This window comes from Burkholderia sp. Bp8994, from assembly GCF_003853805.1.
In the GTDB taxonomy this organism is placed as follows: domain Bacteria; phylum Pseudomonadota; class Gammaproteobacteria; order Burkholderiales; family Burkholderiaceae; genus Burkholderia.
Window position 1 is genome coordinate 22,141 of record NZ_QTQH01000025.1, and the last position, 16,186, is coordinate 38,326.

The following is a 16,186-nucleotide window of genomic DNA, read 5'->3' on the forward strand; positions in this document are numbered from 1 at the left end:
CGGGCCGGCCGCCGTCCGCACGAGCAGGACCCCAAGCGAAGCGACAAACATGGGCAAGGTATATCTGATCGGAGCAGGGCCGGGCGCCGCGGACCTCATCACGGTGCGCGGCATGCGGCTGCTCGAACAAGCCGACGTCGTGCTGCACGACGCGCTCGTCGAGCCGGCGATGCTCGACTACGCACCGAACGCGCGCAAGATCGCGGTCGGCAAGCGTTGCGGGCAGCGTTCGACCGCGCAGCATTTCATCAACAAGCAGATCGTCGACGCGGCGCGCGAGCACGCGTGCGTGGTGCGCCTGAAGGGCGGCGACCCGATGCTGTTCGGTCGCGCCGAAGAGGAAATGCGCGCGCTCGAAGCGGCGGGCATCGACTACGAGGTCGTGCCGGGCATCACCGCGGCGCTGGCCGGCGCGGCGACGCTGAAGCGCTCGCTGACGTTGCGCGGCGTGTCGCGCAGCGTCGCGTTCGCGACGCACAGCCGCGCACCGGGCAGCGACGAGATTCGCGAGGCCGCGCGCGCCGATTCGATCGTCTACTACATGGGCCGCGACAGTGCGCCGGGCATCGCGCAGGAACTGATCGACGCGGGCCGTGCGAGCGCGACGCCGGTGGCGATCGTCGAGGCTTGCAGCACCGCGCGCGAGCGCACGCTGACGCTGACGCTCGGGCAGATGGCGGCGGGCGGCGCGCAGGCGTGGCTCGACCCGGCGGAACCGAGCCTGCTGATGATCGGCGATGCGTTCGCCGAACGCGTGCGGCACGTGAAAGAGGGCGGTGCGTTGCAGGATGCGGCCTGAGTCAAACGTGCGATCCGCAGGCAAAAAAAGCGCCGGCTTCCGAAGCCGGCGCTTTTTCGTTTGGGCTCGCCGCTTCGGCCAGCGATGCGCTTACGCGTCGCGGCCGACCTGGTCGATGCAGTAGCGCGCGATCGCATCGAGCACGCCGTCGTCTTCCCCGACAGCCGTCGCGCAACGGATCTCGACGCCCGGATGCGTGGCGCGGCACGCGTCGACGAGCTGCGGCAGGTCGCGGCGGACGTGCCCGCCCTGACCGAAGAACACGGGCACCACGGTGATGCGCGTGCAGCCGGCCGCGACTTGCGCGGCGACGGCCGTATCGAGCGACGGCGTCATCAGTTCGAGAAACGCGAGCGACACGTGCGGAGCAGGGGAGCCGGCCCCGCGCAGCCGCGCGGCGAGCCGCTCGAACGGCTCGGCCCAGCGCGGATCGCGTGCGCCGTGGCCGAACAGGACGATGCCGTGCGAACTCATGTCGAAGCCTCCGTCGTGACCGCGCTCAGTGCCGGTCGACCCACTTGAGCGCGAACAGGCCGAGCGCGAGATAGATGAGGCCCGGCGTCGCCGCGGTCAGCGGCGCGGGCCACGTGTTCAGCGTGCCGATGTGCGAGAACAGCGTGTTGAGCAGCTGGAAGCTCATGCCGAGCATGATGCCGCCGAACACCTTCACGCCGACCACGCCGGCACGCGTGTGCAGGTACGCGAACGGCAGCGACAGCACGAGCATCACGAACACCGCGAACGGGTAGAGCAGCTTGCGCCACAGCGCGATGTCGTAGCGCTGCGTGTCCTGCTGGTTTTCGCGCAAGTGCTGGATGTAGCGGAACAGGTTGATGAGCGACATCCGTTCCGGCGACACGAGCAGCACCGACAGGATCTGCGGCGTCAGGTCCGAGCGCAGCCGGTATTCGGGCAGCGTCACCTGCTGCGACCGGTACACGGGGTTCAGCGCGTCGGCCGGTTCGCCGCCGATCGGCTTGATCGGCGTCAGTTCGGTTTCCGTGACGCCCTTGAGCAACCAGTGGCCGGGCGGCTCGTAGCGGCCCGTCTGCGCGATCCGCACGTTCTGCAGCTGGAATTTCGAGTCGAACTCGTAGATGCGCACGTTGCTGATCGTCGAGTCGGGCGACAGGCTGCCGACGTTCACGAAGCGCGTGACCTGCTCGCCGTTCTCGCGGGCCGCGAGCGTGTCCTTCACCCACACGCCCGACTGGAAGTTCGACGACACCGACGCGCCGAGCGCCTGCAGCCGCACGCGTTCGGACAGCTGGTCGGCGTACGGGCCGACGAACTCGCCGATCAGGTAGGTGATGATCACGAGCGGGACGCCGATCTTCAGCAGCGAGCGCAGCGCCTGGTTGGTCGCGAGGCCCGACACGCGGAAGATCGTGAATTCCGAGTTCGCGGCCATCTGCGCGAACACGTAGATCGCGCTGATCAGCGCGGCGACCGGGATGATCTCGTAGAAGCGCGACGGGGTTTGCAGCGCGACGCGCAGCACCGCGTAGCCGAATTTGTAGTTGCCGTGCCCGACCGAGTTCAGTTCGCTGATCAGGTCGAAGAAGAAGAACAGGCCCGAGAACGCGAACAGGATGAAGATGAACGTGACGTAGATCTGCCGCGCGAAGTATTTTTCATAGAGCCGCATCGATCATGCTCCCGAGCGGCCGAACAGCGCGCGTGTAAACAGCGGACGATTGCGCACGCGCAACCAGAAGATGAACGCGACGATCGCCGCGACGACCAGGTGCAGGCCGACGAGGCCGACGCCGAACGACATCTTGCCCTGCTCGATCTGTGCCTGCACGACGTTCAGCAGGTTCGAGTACGTCAGGTAGATCAGCACGGCCATCACGAGGTTGATCGTGCGGCTGCGGCGTGGGTTCTGGTACGACAGCGGAATGCCGAGCACCATCAGGTTGATCGCGATCAGCGGCAGCCCCGCGCGCCACGCGAATTCCGCGAGGTTGTCGCGCGTCGGGTTGCGCAGCAGGTCCGGTGTCGGCGTGCTGTTGGTGGTCGGCACGTTGGTGACCGGGGTGCTCGTGATCTTCACGCCGTAGCGCTGGAACTCCATGATCTTGAAGTTCGGCTGGCCGGGCGTGCCGTCGTAGCGGCGGCCGTCTTCCAGTACGACGAAGCGATCGCCGTCCTTCGTTTCGGTATGGCCGGTGTGCGACACGACGACGTTGACCTTGCCGTTCTCGGTCGACGTGACGAACACGTTCTGCACCTTGCTCTGGTCCGGCGACATCTTCTCGATGAAGAACACGCGATGGTTCGAGGCCGATTCGCGGAACTGGCCCGGCGCGAGCAGCGAGATCTCGTCGCGCTGCTGGAAGCGCGCCTTGATCATCTTGCTCTGCTGGTTCGACCACGGCCAGCCGACGAACGCGAAGAACGCGATCAGCAGGACGATCGGCGTGGCGAACACGCCGATCGGCTTGATCAGGCGCGTGAGGCTCACGCCGGATGCAAGCCAGACCACCATTTCGGAGTCCCGGTACCACCGGGTCAGCACGAACAGGATCGACACGAACAGCGTGACGACGAGCATCACGGCGAGGTAGCCGATCACGGTCAGGCCGATCAGCACGAGCACGTCGCGCGGATCGATTTCGCCGGACGCGGCATAGCCGACGATGCGGATCATCATCGTCGTGAGCATGATCGTGAGCAGCACCATGAACACGGCGCCAGCCGTATACGCAAGCTCGCGCTGGAGGGAGCGTTCGAAGATCATTCTTGATGAGAAGAGGGCGGGAGGCTGCGCACGCGTGGTGGAGCGCTCGCGCCGCCACGGGAAAAATAGCGGATAATTGCGGCTTTCATCCTTAGCCCAGATTTTATCCGAGGACAAGCGCGATGGACTTTAGCATAAAAGGCTGTGATTGGAGCAAAGGCGAGGCCAAGGGGTTCCTGACCGGGAAGTCCGACTGCATCGTGCTCGGCATCTTCGAGGCGCAGACTCTCTCGGGCGCGGCGCTCGACATCGACACGGCCACCAAGGGGCTGATCTCGCGCGTGGTGAAGGCCGGCGACATGGACGGCAAGCGCGGCAAGACGCTGTTCCTGCACGAAGTGTCGGGCATCGGCGCATCGCGCGTGCTGCTCGTCGGCCTCGGCAAGCAGGATGCTTTCAATCAGAAAGCCTACAACGACGCAGTGACGGCCGCATGGCGCGCGCTGCTCGCGACCAAGGTCGGCCAGGTCACGTTCTCGCTCGCGCAACTGCCGGTCGACGAGCGCGGCTCCGACTGGGGTGTGCGGGCGGCGATTCTCGCGCTGCGCAACGAGACCTACCGCTTCACGCAGATGAAGAGCAAGCCGGAACCGGCGTCGCACACGCTCAAGCGCGTCGTGTTCAGCGTCGATCCGGCCGATGAGAAGGCCGCCAAGCTGGCGGTCAAGCAGGCCGTCGCGCTGGCGAACGGGATGGATCTCACGCGCGACCTCGGCAACCTGCCGGGCAACGTGTGCACGCCGACCTATCTCGGCAACACCGCGAAGAAGATCGCGAAGGATTGGGGTCTGAAGGTCGAGGTGCTCGGCCTGAAGCAGATCCAGGCGCTCAAGATGGGCTCGTTCCTGTCGGTCGCGCGCGCGTCGGTCGAGCCGCCGCAGTTCATCGTGCTGCACTACCAGGGCGCCGCCGCGAAGGCCGCGCCGGTCGTGCTGGTCGGCAAGGGCATCACGTTCGACACGGGCGGCATCTCGCTGAAGCCGGGCGAGGGCATGGACGAGATGAAGTACGACATGTGCGGCGCGGGTTCGGTGCTCGGCACGATGCGTGCGGTCGCCGAAATGGGCCTGAAGATCAACGTCGTCGCGATCGTGCCGACCTGCGAGAACATGCCGGGCGGCAACGCGACCAAGCCGGGCGACATCGTCACCAGCATGAAGGGGCTGACGATCGAGGTGCTCAACACCGACGCCGAGGGCCGCCTGATCCTGTGCGACGCGCTCACTTATGCGGAGCGCTTCAAGCCAGCCGCGGTGATCGACGTGGCGACGCTCACGGGCGCCTGCGTGATCGCGCTCGGCGCCCACAACAGCGGCCTGTTCTCGAAGGACGACGCACTCGCTGGCGAACTGCTCGACGCATCGCGCGAAGCGAACGATCCGGCATGGCGCATGCCGCTCGACGATGAGTACCAGGATCAGCTGAAGTCGAATTTCGCGGACATCGCGAACATCGGCGGGCGTCCGGCCGGTGCCGTGACGGCGGCGTGCTTCCTGTCGCGCTTCACCGACAGCTATCCGTGGGCGCACCTGGACATCGCCGGCACCGCATGGAAGGGTGGCGCGGCGAAGGGCGCGACCGGCCGTCCGGTGCCGCTGCTCGCGCAGTTCCTGATCGACCGCGCCGGCCAGTGATGGCAGGTCTCACGACGATGCGGGTACGCGGGCAATGACGCGAATCGATTTCCATTCGAACGTCGGCGATTCGCTCGCATACGCATGCCGGCTGCTGCGCAAGGCCTACCAGGCCGGGCAGCCGGTCGTCGTGCTCGCGGAGCCCGCGCGCCTGCGTGCGCTCGACGAGCGGCTCTGGACGTTCTCGCCGCTCGATTTCATTCCGCACTGCGGCGTCGACAGCGCGCACGCGGCCGGCACGCCGATCGTGCTGGCCGCCGATCTCGACCAGGCGCCGCATCATCATGTGCTGCTGAACCTCGGCGCGGCCGTACCCGCGCAGTTCGCCCGCTTCGAGCGCCTGCTCGAAGTGGTCGGCAATGCGCCGGACGAGCTGGCCGCGGGCCGCGACCGCTACCGCTTCTATCGCGATCGCGGCTACGCGCTGAACAACTACAAGCAGGGCAGTTAGCCGAAACCGTCGACGGAGCGTTCCCGTGACACAAGCCGAATCCTCTTCGATCCCGACGCTGACCGACGTGCTGGTGCCGGGCAAGCCGGTGCCGGCGCGTTCGTCCGCGGCCGACGCGCCGCCGCACGACGTTGCCGCGGTGCCGGTGCTGACCGACGTGCTGGTATCAGGCCATCCGGCTCGGGCGTCCGCCGCGCCGGAGCAGCCGGGCACCGACCCCGAGTTCGTGGTGGTCGAGCCGGTGCCGACGCCGGACATCCCGACCGTCGAATTGCCGGGCGACAGCGATGCGCCGGCGCAACCCGGTGCCGCCGGGCACGTCGTCGCCGAGGAGTCGGCCGCGGCGCAGGCGCCGCTGCGCTCCGCGCTGGCCGCCGACGACGCGCAGCAGGCCGGCGTTGCCGCGATGCCGCGCGATGCTGGCGAAGCGATGCTGTCCCACGTGATTGCACCGGCTGCCGGCGGGCTGGCTACCGCTCAACTCACCGGCGCGTCGCATCCGGACGCGCATGTAGCCGCCGCGCTGACGGTGGAGGACACGCAGCATATCGCCGAGCGTCTGCGCAATCGGCTGACGAATTATCTGACCGGCGAAGGGCGCGAGGCCATCGAGGCCCGCTGTCGCGACGCGTTGCACGACCATACGGCCTGGCTCGTCGGCCAGATCACGCGCGAAGTGGCGCTGGCGCTCGAAACCGAAGTGATGGAGTGGGTTCGCGACGCGGTCGATGCGGAGATCGCCCGCCGCCGGACCGGTCATTCAGGCTGAGCCCGCCGCACGTTTCGTGCGCAGGGGCCGCGGGCGCGGCTCCAGTCATCGTCGCTGACGATTGCCGGCCGGTTGCAACGACAAGCGCGGAACGCTGCCGGGCGCAAGGCGCGGTGTACGCATCCGGTCATCCGGTTCAGCGCAGCGACAGCACCCATTGCGAGAGCGTGTGCGCTTCTGCGCTCGTCAACTGCGTATTGGCGGGCATCGGCACGCCACCCCACACCCCGACGCTGCCTTTCACGATCGATTGCGCGAGGTAATCGACGGCGTCGGTGCGCGCCACGTACTTGCCGGCGATGTCGTGGAACGACGGGCCCATCAGCGGCTTGCCGACCGCATGGCAGGCCATGCAGTTCTTGCGCTGCGCGAGCGCGAACCCGTCGCCGGCCGAGTCGGCGTGTGCCGCCGCCGCGCTGCCGGTCAGCAGCGCCACGAGCAGCGCGCGCAATATCGTCTGTTTCATGCGGTTCTCCGCCGGCGGAGACGGCCGGCTTCACGGTCCGCGCATTATAAAAGCAAAGGGAAAGCGCGTTTTGCGCGTTTCCCCGGCGGCCGTTCGCAATGGGGTCGCATGCCCCGCGCGCCGCATCAGCCGGTGACGGCGCCCTGGTTCGCCGGACGCGCGAGCGCCGCGAACTTGGCGAGCACGCCGCGCGTGTAGCGCGGCGCCGGCTGCTTCCACGCGGCGCGCCGGCGCGCGAGTTCCGCATCGTCGACGTTCAGCTGCAGCACCAGCCGGTGCGCGTCGATCGTGATCGAGTCGCCTTCCTGCACGAGCGCGATCGTGCCGCCGACGAACGCTTCGGGCGCGACGTGCCCGACCACCATCCCCCAGGTGCCGCCCGAGAAGCGGCCGTCGGTGATGAAGCCGACCGATTCGCCGAGCCCCTTGCCGATGATTGCCGACGTCGGCGCGAGCATTTCCGGCATGCCGGGGCCGCCTTGTGGGCCGAGATAGCGCAGCACCAGCACGTCGCCCGCGCGGATCCGGTCGCCGAGGATCGCGTCCATCGCGCTTTGCTCGTCGTCGAACACGCGCGCCGGGCCCGTGATCACCGGGTTCTTCAGACCGGTGATCTTCGCCACCGCGCCGTCTTCCGCGAGATTGCCCTTCAGGATCGCGAGATGGCCTTCCCTGTACAGCGCGCGATCGATCGGGAAGATCACTTTCTGGTCCGCGCGCGGCACGCCCGGCACGTCCTTCAGCTCCTCGGCGATCGTGCGGCCGGTGATCGTCATGCAGTCGCCGTGCAGCAGCCCCGCATCGAGCAGGATCCGCAGCACCTGCGGGATGCCGCCGGCCTGGTGCAGGTCGGTCGCGACGTACTGGCCCGACGGTTTCAGGTCGCAGATCACCGGCACGCGCTTGCGGATGCGCTCGAAGTCGTCGATCGTCCAGTCGACCTCGGCCGCGTGCGCGATCGCGAGATAGTGCAGCACCGCATTGGTCGAGCCGCCGGTCGCCATGATCAGCGATACCGCGTTCTCGATCGACGCCTTGGTGATGATGTCGCGCGGCTTCAGGTCGCGCTTCACGGCCTCGACCAGCACGCGTGCCGATTCGGCGGCCGAATCGACCTTCTCCTGATCGGGGTTCGCCATCGTCGACGAGTACATCAGCGACATGCCGAGCGCCTCGAACGACGAGCTCATCGTGTTCGCGGTGTACATCCCGCCGCACGAGCCCGACGTCGGGCACGCGTTCTTCTCGACCCCTTCGAAGTCTTCCTGCGACATCCGGCCCGCGGTGAACTCGCCGACCGCCTCGAACGACGACACGATCGTCAGGTCGCGGCCCTTCCAGTGGCCGGGGCGGATCGTGCCGCCGTACACGTAGATGCCCGGCACGTTCAGGCGCGCGAGCGCGATCATCCCGCCCGGCATGTTCTTGTCGCAGCCGCCGACCACCACCACGCCGTCCATCCACTGGCCCTGTACGCAGGTCTCGATGCAGTCGGCGATCACCTCGCGCGACACCAGCGAGTACTTCATCCCCTCGGTGCCCATCGACATGCCGTCCGAGATCGTCGGCGTGCCGAAGATCTGCGGGTTGGCATCGGCCGCCTTCACCGCCGCGACGGCGGCATCGGACAGCCGCTGCAGGCCCGAGTTGCACGGCGTGATCGTCGAGTGGCCGTTCGCGATGCCGATCATCGGCTTGTCGAAATCGTCCTTCTGGTAGCCGAGGGCGTAATACATCGAGCGGTTCGGCGAACGGGCCACGCCTTGCGTGATGTGCTTCGAGCGACGGTTGTACGGCATGGGGGACTCCATCGTTGTATTGGCGACGCCCGCGATCGGCGCACCGGTTCGGATCAGTCAAGCATGGAGTTTCCGGTTTGGGATGTCCAATATATTATTTGTCGCTTATTAAGTCGTTTTACGAATGAGTGAGAGATGGCCGAACCGACGCCGGACCTGCGCCAGTGGCGCTATTTCGTGACCGTGGCCGACGAGCGCCATTTCGGCCGCGCGGCCGAGCGCCTGTCGATGACGCAGCCGCCGCTGTCGCAGGCGATCCGGGCACTGGAGGACACGCTCGGCGTCGCGCTGTTCGCGCGCACCAAGCGCTCGGTCGCGCTGACGGCGGTCGGTGCGGCGCTGTTGCCCGACGTGCGCCGGCTGCTCGCGTCGGCCGACGCGCTGCCGCCGCTCGCACGGCGCCTCGCGCGCGGCGAAGCCGGTTCGCTGTCGCTCGCGTTCGTGTCGACCGCCGATTACGGGCTGCTGCCGTCGCTGCTGCGCGCGTTCGGCGCGCGTTATCCGCAAGTGCGGCTGCAGCTCGCGGAGGCGACGAGCGACGTGCAGATCGACGAACTCGTCGCGGGCCGCATCGACGCGGGGCTCGTGATTCCGCCGGTGCCGCCGCGCCACGCGGCTGGGCTGTCGTACCTGCCGGTCGTGCGCGAGCCGCTGGTGGTCGCGATGCCGGCGGCCGCGGCGCACGGCGTGTCCGAAGACGAACCCGTGCATCTGGCCGACCTGGCCGCGCTGCCGCTCGTGATCTTCCCGCGTCGTTTGGCGCCCGGCTTTTATGACATCATTACGGGCTGCTACGGCGCGGCGGGGGAAACCCCGCGCATCGGCCAGGAGGCGATCCAGATGCAGACGATCGTCAGCCTCGTGTCGGCCGGCATGGGTGTCGCACTGGTGCCGCAGTCGCTGCGTAACCTGCGGCGCACCGGCGTGGTCTACCGGCCGCTCGCCGGCGACGCGCCGGTCGTCGAAACCGGCCTCGTGTGGCGCACGGGCGACGTCAGCCCCGTGCTCGCCGGCTTCATCGACGTCGTGCGCGCGCAGGGGCTGGCCACGTGACGCGAACGATGGCGCGCCGGCGCCGTCCAATGCGCGGTGCGGCGCCGGTGCGAGCGCCGTACCGCATTCGAAAACTTCATCGCTAACCCATGATCATTCACCCGAATTTCGACCCCGTAGCGATCCACCTCGGGCCGCTGGCCGTGCGCTGGTACGGCCTCATGTATCTCGTCGGCTTCATCGCGGCGATCGTCGTCGGCCGGATCCGCCTGAAGCTGCCGCACGTCGCGGCGCAGGGCTGGACCGCGAAGGACATCGACGACATGATGTTCTACGGCGTGCTCGGCACCGTGCTCGGCGGCCGGCTCGGCTACGTGCTGTTCTACAAGGCCGACTTCTACTTCTCGCATCCGCTCGACGTGTTCAAGGTGTGGGAAGGCGGGATGTCGTTCCACGGCGGCTTCCTCGGCGTGACGCTCGCGATGGCGCTGTTCGCATGGCAGCGCAAGCGCCACTGGCTGCAGGTCACCGACTTCGTCGCGCCGATGGTGCCGACCGGGCTCGCGGCCGGGCGGCTCGGCAACTTCATCAACGGCGAGCTGTGGGGCCGCGTGACCGATCCGAACGCGCCGTGGGCGATGCTGTTCCCGGGCGCGATGCGCGATGACGCGGCATGGCTGCCGAAGCATCCGGCGCTCGTCGAGAAGTGGCATCTGGCCGACGTGTTCATGCAGTACCAGATGCTGCCGCGCCATCCTTCGCAGCTCTACGAAATCGCGCTCGAAGGCATTGCGCTGTTCTTCGTGCTGTTCTTCTTCTCGCGCAAGCCGCGGCCGATGGGTGCGATCTCCGCGCTGTTCCTGATCGGCTACGGGCTCGCGCGTTTCACGGTCGAATTCGCGCGCGAACCGGACGACTTCCTCGGCCTGCTCGCGCTCGGCCTGTCGATGGGGCAGTGGCTGTCGTTGCCGATGATCCTCGCGGGCGTCGCGTTGCTGGTGTGGGCGTATCGCCGTCGCGCGGCGAATGCGGTCGCGTGATGTCGCGGCGTGATGCGGTTGCGTCACGTGCGAGTCGTGTGATGCATGGCACGTGATGCGTGATGCCTGATGCGATGCGGACGCGCACGATCGGCGTGCGCGTCGATCGCAGGATCGCAAACGAAAAACGCCGGCCCGAGGGCCGGCGTTTTCACATCTGCCGCGTGTTGCGCAATGCGCGTTACTTCATCTGCACCGAGCCGTTGACCGTGACCGACACGGTCGCCTTGCCGCCTTCGACCGAAATCGGCGCGCTCATCTTCGCGCTGTCCATCGGTGCGGCGGCCATCGCCATCATGCGCGGGTACGGCTGCACGTTGCGGCTGCCGCCGACGTTCACGTCGCGAATCGAGTAGCTGTTGTAGCCGAACGCCTTCGCGGCTTCGTCCGCGCGTGCGCGGAACGACTTGATCGCTTCGGTCGTGAGCTTCTGCTCGGCCGCGCGCTGCGCTTCGGGTGACAACGAGAACTCGACGTTCGCGATCTGCATCTGGTTCGACAACTGGCCCGCGAGCTTCGACGCCGCCGCGAAATCGCGCGATTCGAGCACGACTTCGGTACGACCGCGCCATGCGGAGATCTTCCCGTCGCGATCGGTGCTCGGATAGACGGAGAACGCGCCGGTGTGCGCGGTGACGCCCGACACGCCCTTCGCCTGCGCGAGCGCGGCGTCGGCGCGCTGGTTCAGCGCCGACGTCAGGCTGCCCGGGTCTTTCGCCTGCTGTTCGTAGAACAGCGTGATGTGGATGATGTCCTGCGGCACGTCGGCGCTGGCCTGCGACGACAGCGACAGCACGCCCGCCGGCTCCGGGAAGTGCGGGTTCGCGGTCTGCGCATGCGCGGCGGGCGACGCGAGCGTCAGCGCGACGGGCACGGCGGCGGCGAGGGCGAGCGACAGCGCGAGTGCGGATTTCTTGGTCATTGTTGGACTCCTTGTGCGAGGGCGCGCACGCGGATCACGCGTGCGCGACGCGGGCGTACCGCGCGACGAAAAACGGCCGCCGCCCGATCGCGGCGACAGCGGTTGCTTAGGCTGCGCGAACGCGCCGCGAGTTCCGTGGCGGTGGCGCGTGTTGACCGGATTTGACCTTTGGCGTGTGCTTGCTGCGTACGCCTACTTCATCAGCTTTTCGGTGATGAAGCGCCACTCGGCACGCGTGACGGGCGTGATCGACAGCCGGTTGCCGCGTGCGAGCACGCGCATGTCGGCGAGTTCGTCGTGTTCGCGCAGCGCGGCGAGCGGCACGAGCGGCGACTTCTTCACGAAGCGCACGTCGACGAGCAGCCAGCGCGGTGCCTCCTGCGTCGACTTCGGATCGTAATACGGGCTTGCCGGATCGAACTGGGTGGGGTCGGGGTAGGGCGTCGACGAGACTTCGGCGAGGCCCGCGATGCCCGGTTCCGGGCAGCTCGAATGATAGAAGAGCACGCCGTCGCCGATCTTCATCGTGTCGCGCATGAAATTGCGCGCCTGATAGTTGCGCACGCCGGTCCACGGCAGCGAGTGCTGCGGCGCGTGCGCGAGATCGTCGATGCTTGCTTCGTCCGGTTCGGACTTCATCAGCCAGTATTGCATGGATCGTGATCGACGCAGAAAGGGCTGCTGCAAAAGGAAACGGCATCGGGACTTCCCGATGCCGTTGAATAGGCCCCCGCCTTGGCCGCTAGGCCGGCATCCTGAACCTGGGGTTCAGAATTGGTCGCAGTTAGCAGCACTTCGGGTACATCAGACAGAGTGACGCGCGCGCCCGTGCTACAAATTTCCGCAACCGTGCACATGGCATTGGTTCAAGGAATATATGACCTTGGCGAACCAGGCAGGGAAGCTGACTGAACTGTGTTTCGTTGCGCCAATTTGACCACCGTTGATCGCCGAGATCAAGGGGAATCGACGCATCGATCAAACGTTACTGCGTCTCGTGCTGTGCGAGCACCGCGCCGAGTTGTTCGTTCATCTGGTGCATTGTACGACGGATTTCTTCCGCCGGAAATGCTTCACCGTGACGCACGCTCGTTTGCAGCCGCAGCAATTCGGACGCGAGCGACAGCGCGGCCATGACCGCGATGCGGTCGGTGCCGCGCACCGAGCTGTTCGCGCGGATCTTCGACATTTCTGCGTCGACGCGTGCGACGGCCTCGAGCAGCGCCGCTTCGGTCTCGGCCGAACAGGCGAGCCGATAGGGCTGACCGAGAATCGAGACTTCGATCTGCTTGGTGCTCATGCATGTTCTCCGTGGCTGGCCGCGTCGTCGCTGTCCGTGCGCGCCTGCGCATCCAGCAGGTCGAGCTGGTTGTCGGCTTGCTCCGCGCTCTTCGTGCGCGGCAGCTTTTCGAGAATCGCATTCAGTTTGACCTGGGCGTCGTCGATCTTTGCCGACAGCGTGTCGCGCTCGGCCGCGAGCGCATTGCGTTCGTCGCGCAGTTGCGCGAGTTCCGCGCGGACCGTGTCCGCTTCCGCGCGCAATTGCGCGACCTGCTCCTCGAGCGCGAGCCGTTCCGAGTGATAGCGCTTGTTCAGCGAGATCAGACGGCCAATATTTTGAGATAAAGTTTCGAGTTCGTTGAGCATTTGCTGCGTCCTCTAAAGACCCAGCATTTTAGCGCGGAATAACGCGCATTCCGACATCTGTAACGTTTCCAGTCGTAACACCCCCGCTTCTTGCCGCGAATACACGGGTCCGGCACGTGTTCCGCATGCGTCCGGACGCTTCCTTGACGCTCGCGCGGCCCGCTCCTAAACTGGCGCCGCCTCGGTGCTCGCGCGTGCGTCGCGCGGTTAAACGGGAAGCAGGGCGCGTGCTCCGCCCGGAGTTCGCCAACCTGCGCTGCCCCCGCAACGGTAAGCGGCCGCGTCGCATGACGCAGGCCGGCTCGGGTGCGTTTCGCGTGCAGGTCGCACGCTGGCGCGGGCCACTGCGCGTGATACGCGCGGGAAGGCGAGCCGGTACGCCGCCAGCCCGGATACCGGCCGAGGCGAGGAGCCTGCACGGCTTCATGACGCACGGCCCGCGGGGAAGCGGGGCGCGCAGTGCTTCACGGGACTTGTCTTCGATGCTGACCCCAATCGTTCGCACGGCGTGCGGCGCACGCTGCGCAATGTCGCCTGCCGCCATCGCGCGGAGCGCAGCGCACGCCGATTCGTCCGGATCGGCGACGACGCCGGTCGTCGCGGCACCGCGCCCGGTCGCGTGGCGCGACGCTGTCCCCTTGCTGCCGGCCGCCGTGGTTGCCGCACCGAGCGTGCCTGACGGTGACGCAAGCGCGATGCCGATCGACCCGCTGCGGCGGCTTCCACTATATTGCGCAGAACGTGGGCCGTGCGAGGATGCGGCGCGACGGATCGCGCGCGTGTCACGTCGGTGCGACCGGCACGCGGCCGGCCGCCGCATCGCGGGTCCCGGGCGACGAAATGCGGAATCCGGGTGCCGATCGTCGCGCGCGGTATGGGGCGTCGCCGGCCGTGAATCATGCGTCATGCCGCGCATGGCATCCTGACCGTGCGTGCGATGACATCACCGGGCACGGTTCGTCCGTGCACGCATCAACAACCTGTTCGACGAGGATGACGAGCTTGCGTATGCCTACGACACGCCGGAGCGCGACGCCGGTGCCGCGCCCGGCCGGCCATGACGGTCAGCGAAAGCGTCACGCGTCATGCGCGATGCCGTGCGGCGCATGAGCGCCGCACGTGCCGCCGCGATCTGGGTCGCGCTCGCGGCCGTGGTCGCGTTGCTGTTCGTCGCGTCGCTGTCGATCGGCAGCGTGCCGATGTCGCCGTGGCAGGCGCTCGCGTCGCTCGTGCCGCACGGCGGCGACGCACTGCTCGCCGACATCGTGCGCACGTTGCGGCTGCCGCGTGCGCTCGCGGGCTTCGCGTGCGGCGCGCTGCTCGCGCTGGCCGGTGCGCTGCTGCAGGTGCTGTTGCGCAATCCGCTCGCGGAACCGTACGTGCTCGGCGTGTCGGGCGGCGCGGCCGGCTTCGCGCTCGTCGCGATGATCGCGGGCGCCGCGTGGTGGCTCGTCGATGCGGCCGCGTTCGCCGGCGCGCTCGTGTCGGTCGCGCTCGTGCTCGGGCTTGCGCGCCGCGAACTGTGGCGCGGCGATGCGCGCGACGCGTCGCCGCGGCTGCTGCTCACGGGGGTCGTGATCGCGGCCGGGTGGGGCGCGCTCGTCACGCTGCTGCTGTCGCTCGCGCCCGACGCGCGGCTGCGCGGCATCATCTTCTGGCTGACGGGCGATCTGAACGGCGTGACGGCGCCCTGGTTCGCATGGGGCGCGCTGCTGCTGGCCGCCTGCGTCGCGCTGCCGGCCGCGCCGCAGCTCAACGTGCTGCTGCGTGGCGACGCGACCGCGCTCGCGCTCGGCGTGCCGGTCGCGCGGCTGCGCATGCGGATCTACCTCGTCGCGTCGCTGGCCGCCGCGGCCGCGGTGACGACGGCCGGCACGATCGGTTTTGTCGGCCTCGTCGTGCCGCACGCGCTGCGGCTCGCATTCGGCAACGACCAGCGCATGCTGCTGCCCGCCGCGATGCTCGCGGGCGGCGGCGGCGTGATGGCGGCCGACCTGCTCGCGCGCACCGCCATCGCGCCCGCGCAATTGCCGGTCGGCGTGATGACCGCGTTGATCGGTGTGCCGGTGTTCCTGTGGATGTTGCTGAGGAGACCGATGCGATGACGCATGTCTCGCCGCACACCGCCGGCGACATGACCTATGCGGCGCTCGACCTCACGCTGAGGGCCGGCGCACGGACCCTGCTCGACGGCTTCACGCAGGTGTTCCGGCCCGGCGAGATCTGGTGTGTCGCGGGGCCGAACGGCGCCGGCAAGACGACGCTGCTCGCGACGCTGGCGGGCCTGCAGCGGCCCGCCGGCGGGCAGGTCGAGATCGACGGCCGGCCGCTCGCCGCCTGGCCGCCCGAACAGCTCGCCCGGCGCCGCGCGCTGATGCCGCAGCAACTGCACGACGCTTTTAGCGCGACGGTATTCGACACGGTGCTGCTCAACCGCTTTCCGTATCTCGGCGGCTGGGGCTGGGAGCGCGAGGCAGACCGCGCGGCAGCGCGCGACGCGCTCGCGACGTTCGGGCTGAGCGCGCTCGCGTCGCGCGACGTGCTGTCGCTGTCGGGCGGCGAGCGGCAGCGTGTCGCGCTGGCCGCGACGCTGTGCCAGGACGCGCCGCTGATGCTGCTCGACGAGCCGCTCGCGCATCTCGACCTGCATCACCAGATCGACGGCCTGACCGCGTTGGCCGCGTGGCTCGACGCGGGCCCGCGCACGGTGCTGTTCTCGTGTCACGACCTGAATCTCGCGCGGCGTTTCGCGACGCACGCGCTGTTGCTCGACGGCCGCGGCCATGCGTGGGCGGGCCCCGTGCTCGACGTGCTGACGCCGGCGCGCGCGAGCGACGCGTTCGGCTATCCGCTCGTGCTGATCCGCGAGAACGGTCGCGATGCGCTGCTGCCCGCGTGGCCCGAGCGACGATGAACTTCCTTC

General features: G+C 68.1%; 17 protein-coding genes, 1 other RNA gene and 1 riboswitch. Of the genes, 8 read left to right on the top strand and 10 right to left on the bottom strand.

The window, feature by feature from the left end; genetic code table 11:
- Positions 1–49 precede the first annotated feature (49 nt).
- Positions 50–799 (top strand): uroporphyrinogen-III C-methyltransferase, encoded by a 750-nt coding sequence (gene cobA / locus DIE04_RS25110; RefSeq protein ID WP_124521532.1) that lies wholly within the window; start codon positions 50–52, stop codon positions 797–799.
- A 90-nt stretch (positions 800–889) separates the two neighbouring features.
- Here cobA and DIE04_RS25115 read toward each other — a convergent pair whose 3' ends face one another.
- Genes DIE04_RS25115 through lptF form a run of 3 tightly spaced genes read right to left on the bottom strand, consistent with a single transcriptional unit; the run spans position 890 to position 3,542 of the window.
- The gene (locus DIE04_RS25115; RefSeq protein WP_124488473.1) at positions 890–1,273 is read right to left on the bottom strand and encodes a sirohydrochlorin chelatase; all 384 of its coding nucleotides are present in this window, start codon (positions 1,271–1,273) and stop codon (positions 890–892) included.
- 25 nt (positions 1,274–1,298) lie between these two features.
- On the bottom strand, positions 1,299–2,447 hold the full coding sequence (lptG, locus tag DIE04_RS25120) for an LPS export ABC transporter permease LptG (RefSeq protein WP_124488472.1): 1,149 nt from the start codon (positions 2,445–2,447) through the stop codon (positions 1,299–1,301).
- A gap of 3 nt (positions 2,448–2,450) precedes the next feature.
- Complete coding sequence (gene lptF / locus DIE04_RS25125) at positions 2,451–3,542, bottom strand: LPS export ABC transporter permease LptF (RefSeq protein WP_044845625.1); 1,092 nt, start codon at positions 3,540–3,542, stop codon at positions 2,451–2,453.
- 122 nt (positions 3,543–3,664) lie between these two features.
- On the opposite strand from lptF, the gene DIE04_RS25130 reads away from it, so the two are divergent.
- From DIE04_RS25130 to DIE04_RS25140, 3 genes are read left to right on the top strand one after another with little or no spacing between them, the layout of a single operon-like run.
- Positions 3,665–5,176 (top strand): leucyl aminopeptidase, encoded by a 1,512-nt coding sequence (locus DIE04_RS25130; protein ID WP_124521534.1) that lies wholly within the window; start codon positions 3,665–3,667, stop codon positions 5,174–5,176.
- 34 nt (positions 5,177–5,210) lie between these two features.
- Positions 5,211–5,627: a DNA polymerase III subunit chi gene (locus DIE04_RS25135; RefSeq protein WP_006757287.1), complete on the top strand. Its 417-nt coding sequence runs from the start codon at positions 5,211–5,213 to the stop codon at positions 5,625–5,627.
- 25 nt (positions 5,628–5,652) lie between these two features.
- Positions 5,653–6,396, top strand: a complete 744-nt coding sequence (locus DIE04_RS25140; RefSeq protein ID WP_124521536.1) for a DUF2486 family protein — start codon at positions 5,653–5,655, stop codon at positions 6,394–6,396.
- Positions 6,397–6,532: 136 nt separating this feature from the next.
- Here DIE04_RS25140 and DIE04_RS25145 read toward each other — a convergent pair whose 3' ends face one another.
- Positions 6,533–6,862, bottom strand: coding sequence for a c-type cytochrome (locus DIE04_RS25145; RefSeq protein ID WP_124488469.1), 330 nt, complete (start codon positions 6,860–6,862; stop codon positions 6,533–6,535).
- A gap of 125 nt (positions 6,863–6,987) precedes the next feature.
- Positions 6,988–8,661, bottom strand: a complete 1,674-nt coding sequence (gene ilvD / locus DIE04_RS25150) for a dihydroxy-acid dehydratase (protein ID WP_124488468.1) — start codon at positions 8,659–8,661, stop codon at positions 6,988–6,990.
- A gap of 135 nt (positions 8,662–8,796) precedes the next feature.
- Here ilvD and DIE04_RS25155 point away from each other — a divergent pair, with 135 nt between their 5' ends.
- Entirely contained in the window at positions 8,797–9,714 is a 918-nt protein-coding gene (locus tag DIE04_RS25155) for a LysR substrate-binding domain-containing protein (RefSeq protein ID WP_044845631.1), read from the top strand.
- Between the two features lie 89 nt (positions 9,715–9,803).
- Positions 9,804–10,694 carry a prolipoprotein diacylglyceryl transferase gene (lgt, locus tag DIE04_RS25160; protein ID WP_044845632.1) on the top strand — a complete coding sequence of 297 codons (891 nt, stop codon included), beginning with the start codon at positions 9,804–9,806 and terminating at the stop codon, positions 10,692–10,694.
- Positions 10,695–10,875: 181 nt separating this feature from the next.
- Here lgt and DIE04_RS25165 read toward each other — a convergent pair whose 3' ends face one another.
- From DIE04_RS25165 to DIE04_RS25185, 5 genes are all read right to left on the bottom strand, one after another.
- Positions 10,876–11,616 carry an SIMPL domain-containing protein gene (locus DIE04_RS25165; RefSeq protein ID WP_044845633.1) on the bottom strand — a complete coding sequence of 247 codons (741 nt, stop codon included), beginning with the start codon at positions 11,614–11,616 and terminating at the stop codon, positions 10,876–10,878.
- A gap of 192 nt (positions 11,617–11,808) precedes the next feature.
- A complete protein-coding gene (locus DIE04_RS25170; protein WP_044845634.1) occupies positions 11,809–12,270 on the bottom strand; it encodes an EVE domain-containing protein in 462 nt (153 codons plus the stop codon).
- Between the two features lie 69 nt (positions 12,271–12,339).
- A non-coding RNA gene (gene ssrS / locus DIE04_RS25175) (6S RNA) lies at positions 12,340–12,521 on the bottom strand.
- 80 nt (positions 12,522–12,601) lie between these two features.
- Complete coding sequence (locus tag DIE04_RS25180; RefSeq protein WP_011885730.1) at positions 12,602–12,916, bottom strand: cell division protein ZapA; 315 nt, start codon at positions 12,914–12,916, stop codon at positions 12,602–12,604.
- Complete coding sequence (locus DIE04_RS25185) at positions 12,913–13,263, bottom strand: ATPase (protein ID WP_044845635.1); 351 nt, start codon at positions 13,261–13,263, stop codon at positions 12,913–12,915. Before DIE04_RS25185 ends, DIE04_RS25180 begins: the two co-directional genes overlap by 4 nt.
- 165 nt (positions 13,264–13,428) lie before the next feature.
- A riboswitch (cobalamin riboswitch) is annotated at positions 13,429–13,682 on the top strand.
- A 687-nt stretch (positions 13,683–14,369) separates the two neighbouring features.
- Between DIE04_RS25185 and DIE04_RS25190 the strand changes: the two genes are divergently transcribed.
- Together DIE04_RS25190 and DIE04_RS25195 are read left to right on the top strand one after the other, a co-directional pair.
- Positions 14,370–15,368, top strand: coding sequence for an iron ABC transporter permease (locus DIE04_RS25190; RefSeq protein WP_124488465.1), 999 nt, complete (start codon positions 14,370–14,372; stop codon positions 15,366–15,368).
- A complete protein-coding gene (locus DIE04_RS25195; protein WP_124521539.1) occupies positions 15,365–16,177 on the top strand; it encodes an ABC transporter ATP-binding protein in 813 nt (270 codons plus the stop codon). The genes DIE04_RS25190 and DIE04_RS25195 overlap by 4 nt, the downstream gene beginning before the upstream one ends.
- Positions 16,178–16,186: the final 9 nt, after the last annotated feature.

Excerpts from the sequence above, each read along its gene's own strand:
- cobA (WP_124521532.1), top strand. The coding sequence starts at position 50 with ATGGGCAAGGTATATCTGATCGGAGCAGGGCCGGGCGCCGCGGACCTC.
- DIE04_RS25115 (WP_124488473.1), bottom strand. The coding sequence starts at position 1,273 with ATGAGTTCGCACGGCATCGTCCTGTTCGGCCACGGCGCACGCGATCCG.
- lptG (WP_124488472.1), bottom strand. The coding sequence starts at position 2,447 with ATGCGGCTCTATGAAAAATACTTCGCGCGGCAGATCTACGTCACGTTC.
- lptF (WP_044845625.1), bottom strand. The coding sequence starts at position 3,542 with ATGATCTTCGAACGCTCCCTCCAGCGCGAGCTTGCGTATACGGCTGGC.
- DIE04_RS25130 (WP_124521534.1), top strand. The coding sequence starts at position 3,665 with ATGGACTTTAGCATAAAAGGCTGTGATTGGAGCAAAGGCGAGGCCAAG.
- DIE04_RS25135 (WP_006757287.1), top strand. The coding sequence starts at position 5,211 with ATGACGCGAATCGATTTCCATTCGAACGTCGGCGATTCGCTCGCATAC.
- DIE04_RS25145 (WP_124488469.1), bottom strand. The coding sequence starts at position 6,862 with ATGAAACAGACGATATTGCGCGCGCTGCTCGTGGCGCTGCTGACCGGC.
- ilvD (WP_124488468.1), bottom strand. The coding sequence starts at position 8,661 with ATGCCGTACAACCGTCGCTCGAAGCACATCACGCAAGGCGTGGCCCGT.
- DIE04_RS25155 (WP_044845631.1), top strand. The coding sequence starts at position 8,797 with ATGGCCGAACCGACGCCGGACCTGCGCCAGTGGCGCTATTTCGTGACC.
- lgt (WP_044845632.1), top strand. The coding sequence starts at position 9,804 with ATGATCATTCACCCGAATTTCGACCCCGTAGCGATCCACCTCGGGCCG.
- DIE04_RS25165 (WP_044845633.1), bottom strand. The coding sequence starts at position 11,616 with ATGACCAAGAAATCCGCACTCGCGCTGTCGCTCGCCCTCGCCGCCGCC.
- DIE04_RS25170 (WP_044845634.1), bottom strand. The coding sequence starts at position 12,270 with ATGCAATACTGGCTGATGAAGTCCGAACCGGACGAAGCAAGCATCGAC.
- DIE04_RS25180 (WP_011885730.1), bottom strand. The coding sequence starts at position 12,916 with ATGAGCACCAAGCAGATCGAAGTCTCGATTCTCGGTCAGCCCTATCGG.
- DIE04_RS25185 (WP_044845635.1), bottom strand. The coding sequence starts at position 13,263 with ATGCTCAACGAACTCGAAACTTTATCTCAAAATATTGGCCGTCTGATC.
- DIE04_RS25190 (WP_124488465.1), top strand. The coding sequence starts at position 14,370 with ATGAGCGCCGCACGTGCCGCCGCGATCTGGGTCGCGCTCGCGGCCGTG.
- DIE04_RS25195 (WP_124521539.1), top strand. The coding sequence starts at position 15,365 with ATGACGCATGTCTCGCCGCACACCGCCGGCGACATGACCTATGCGGCG.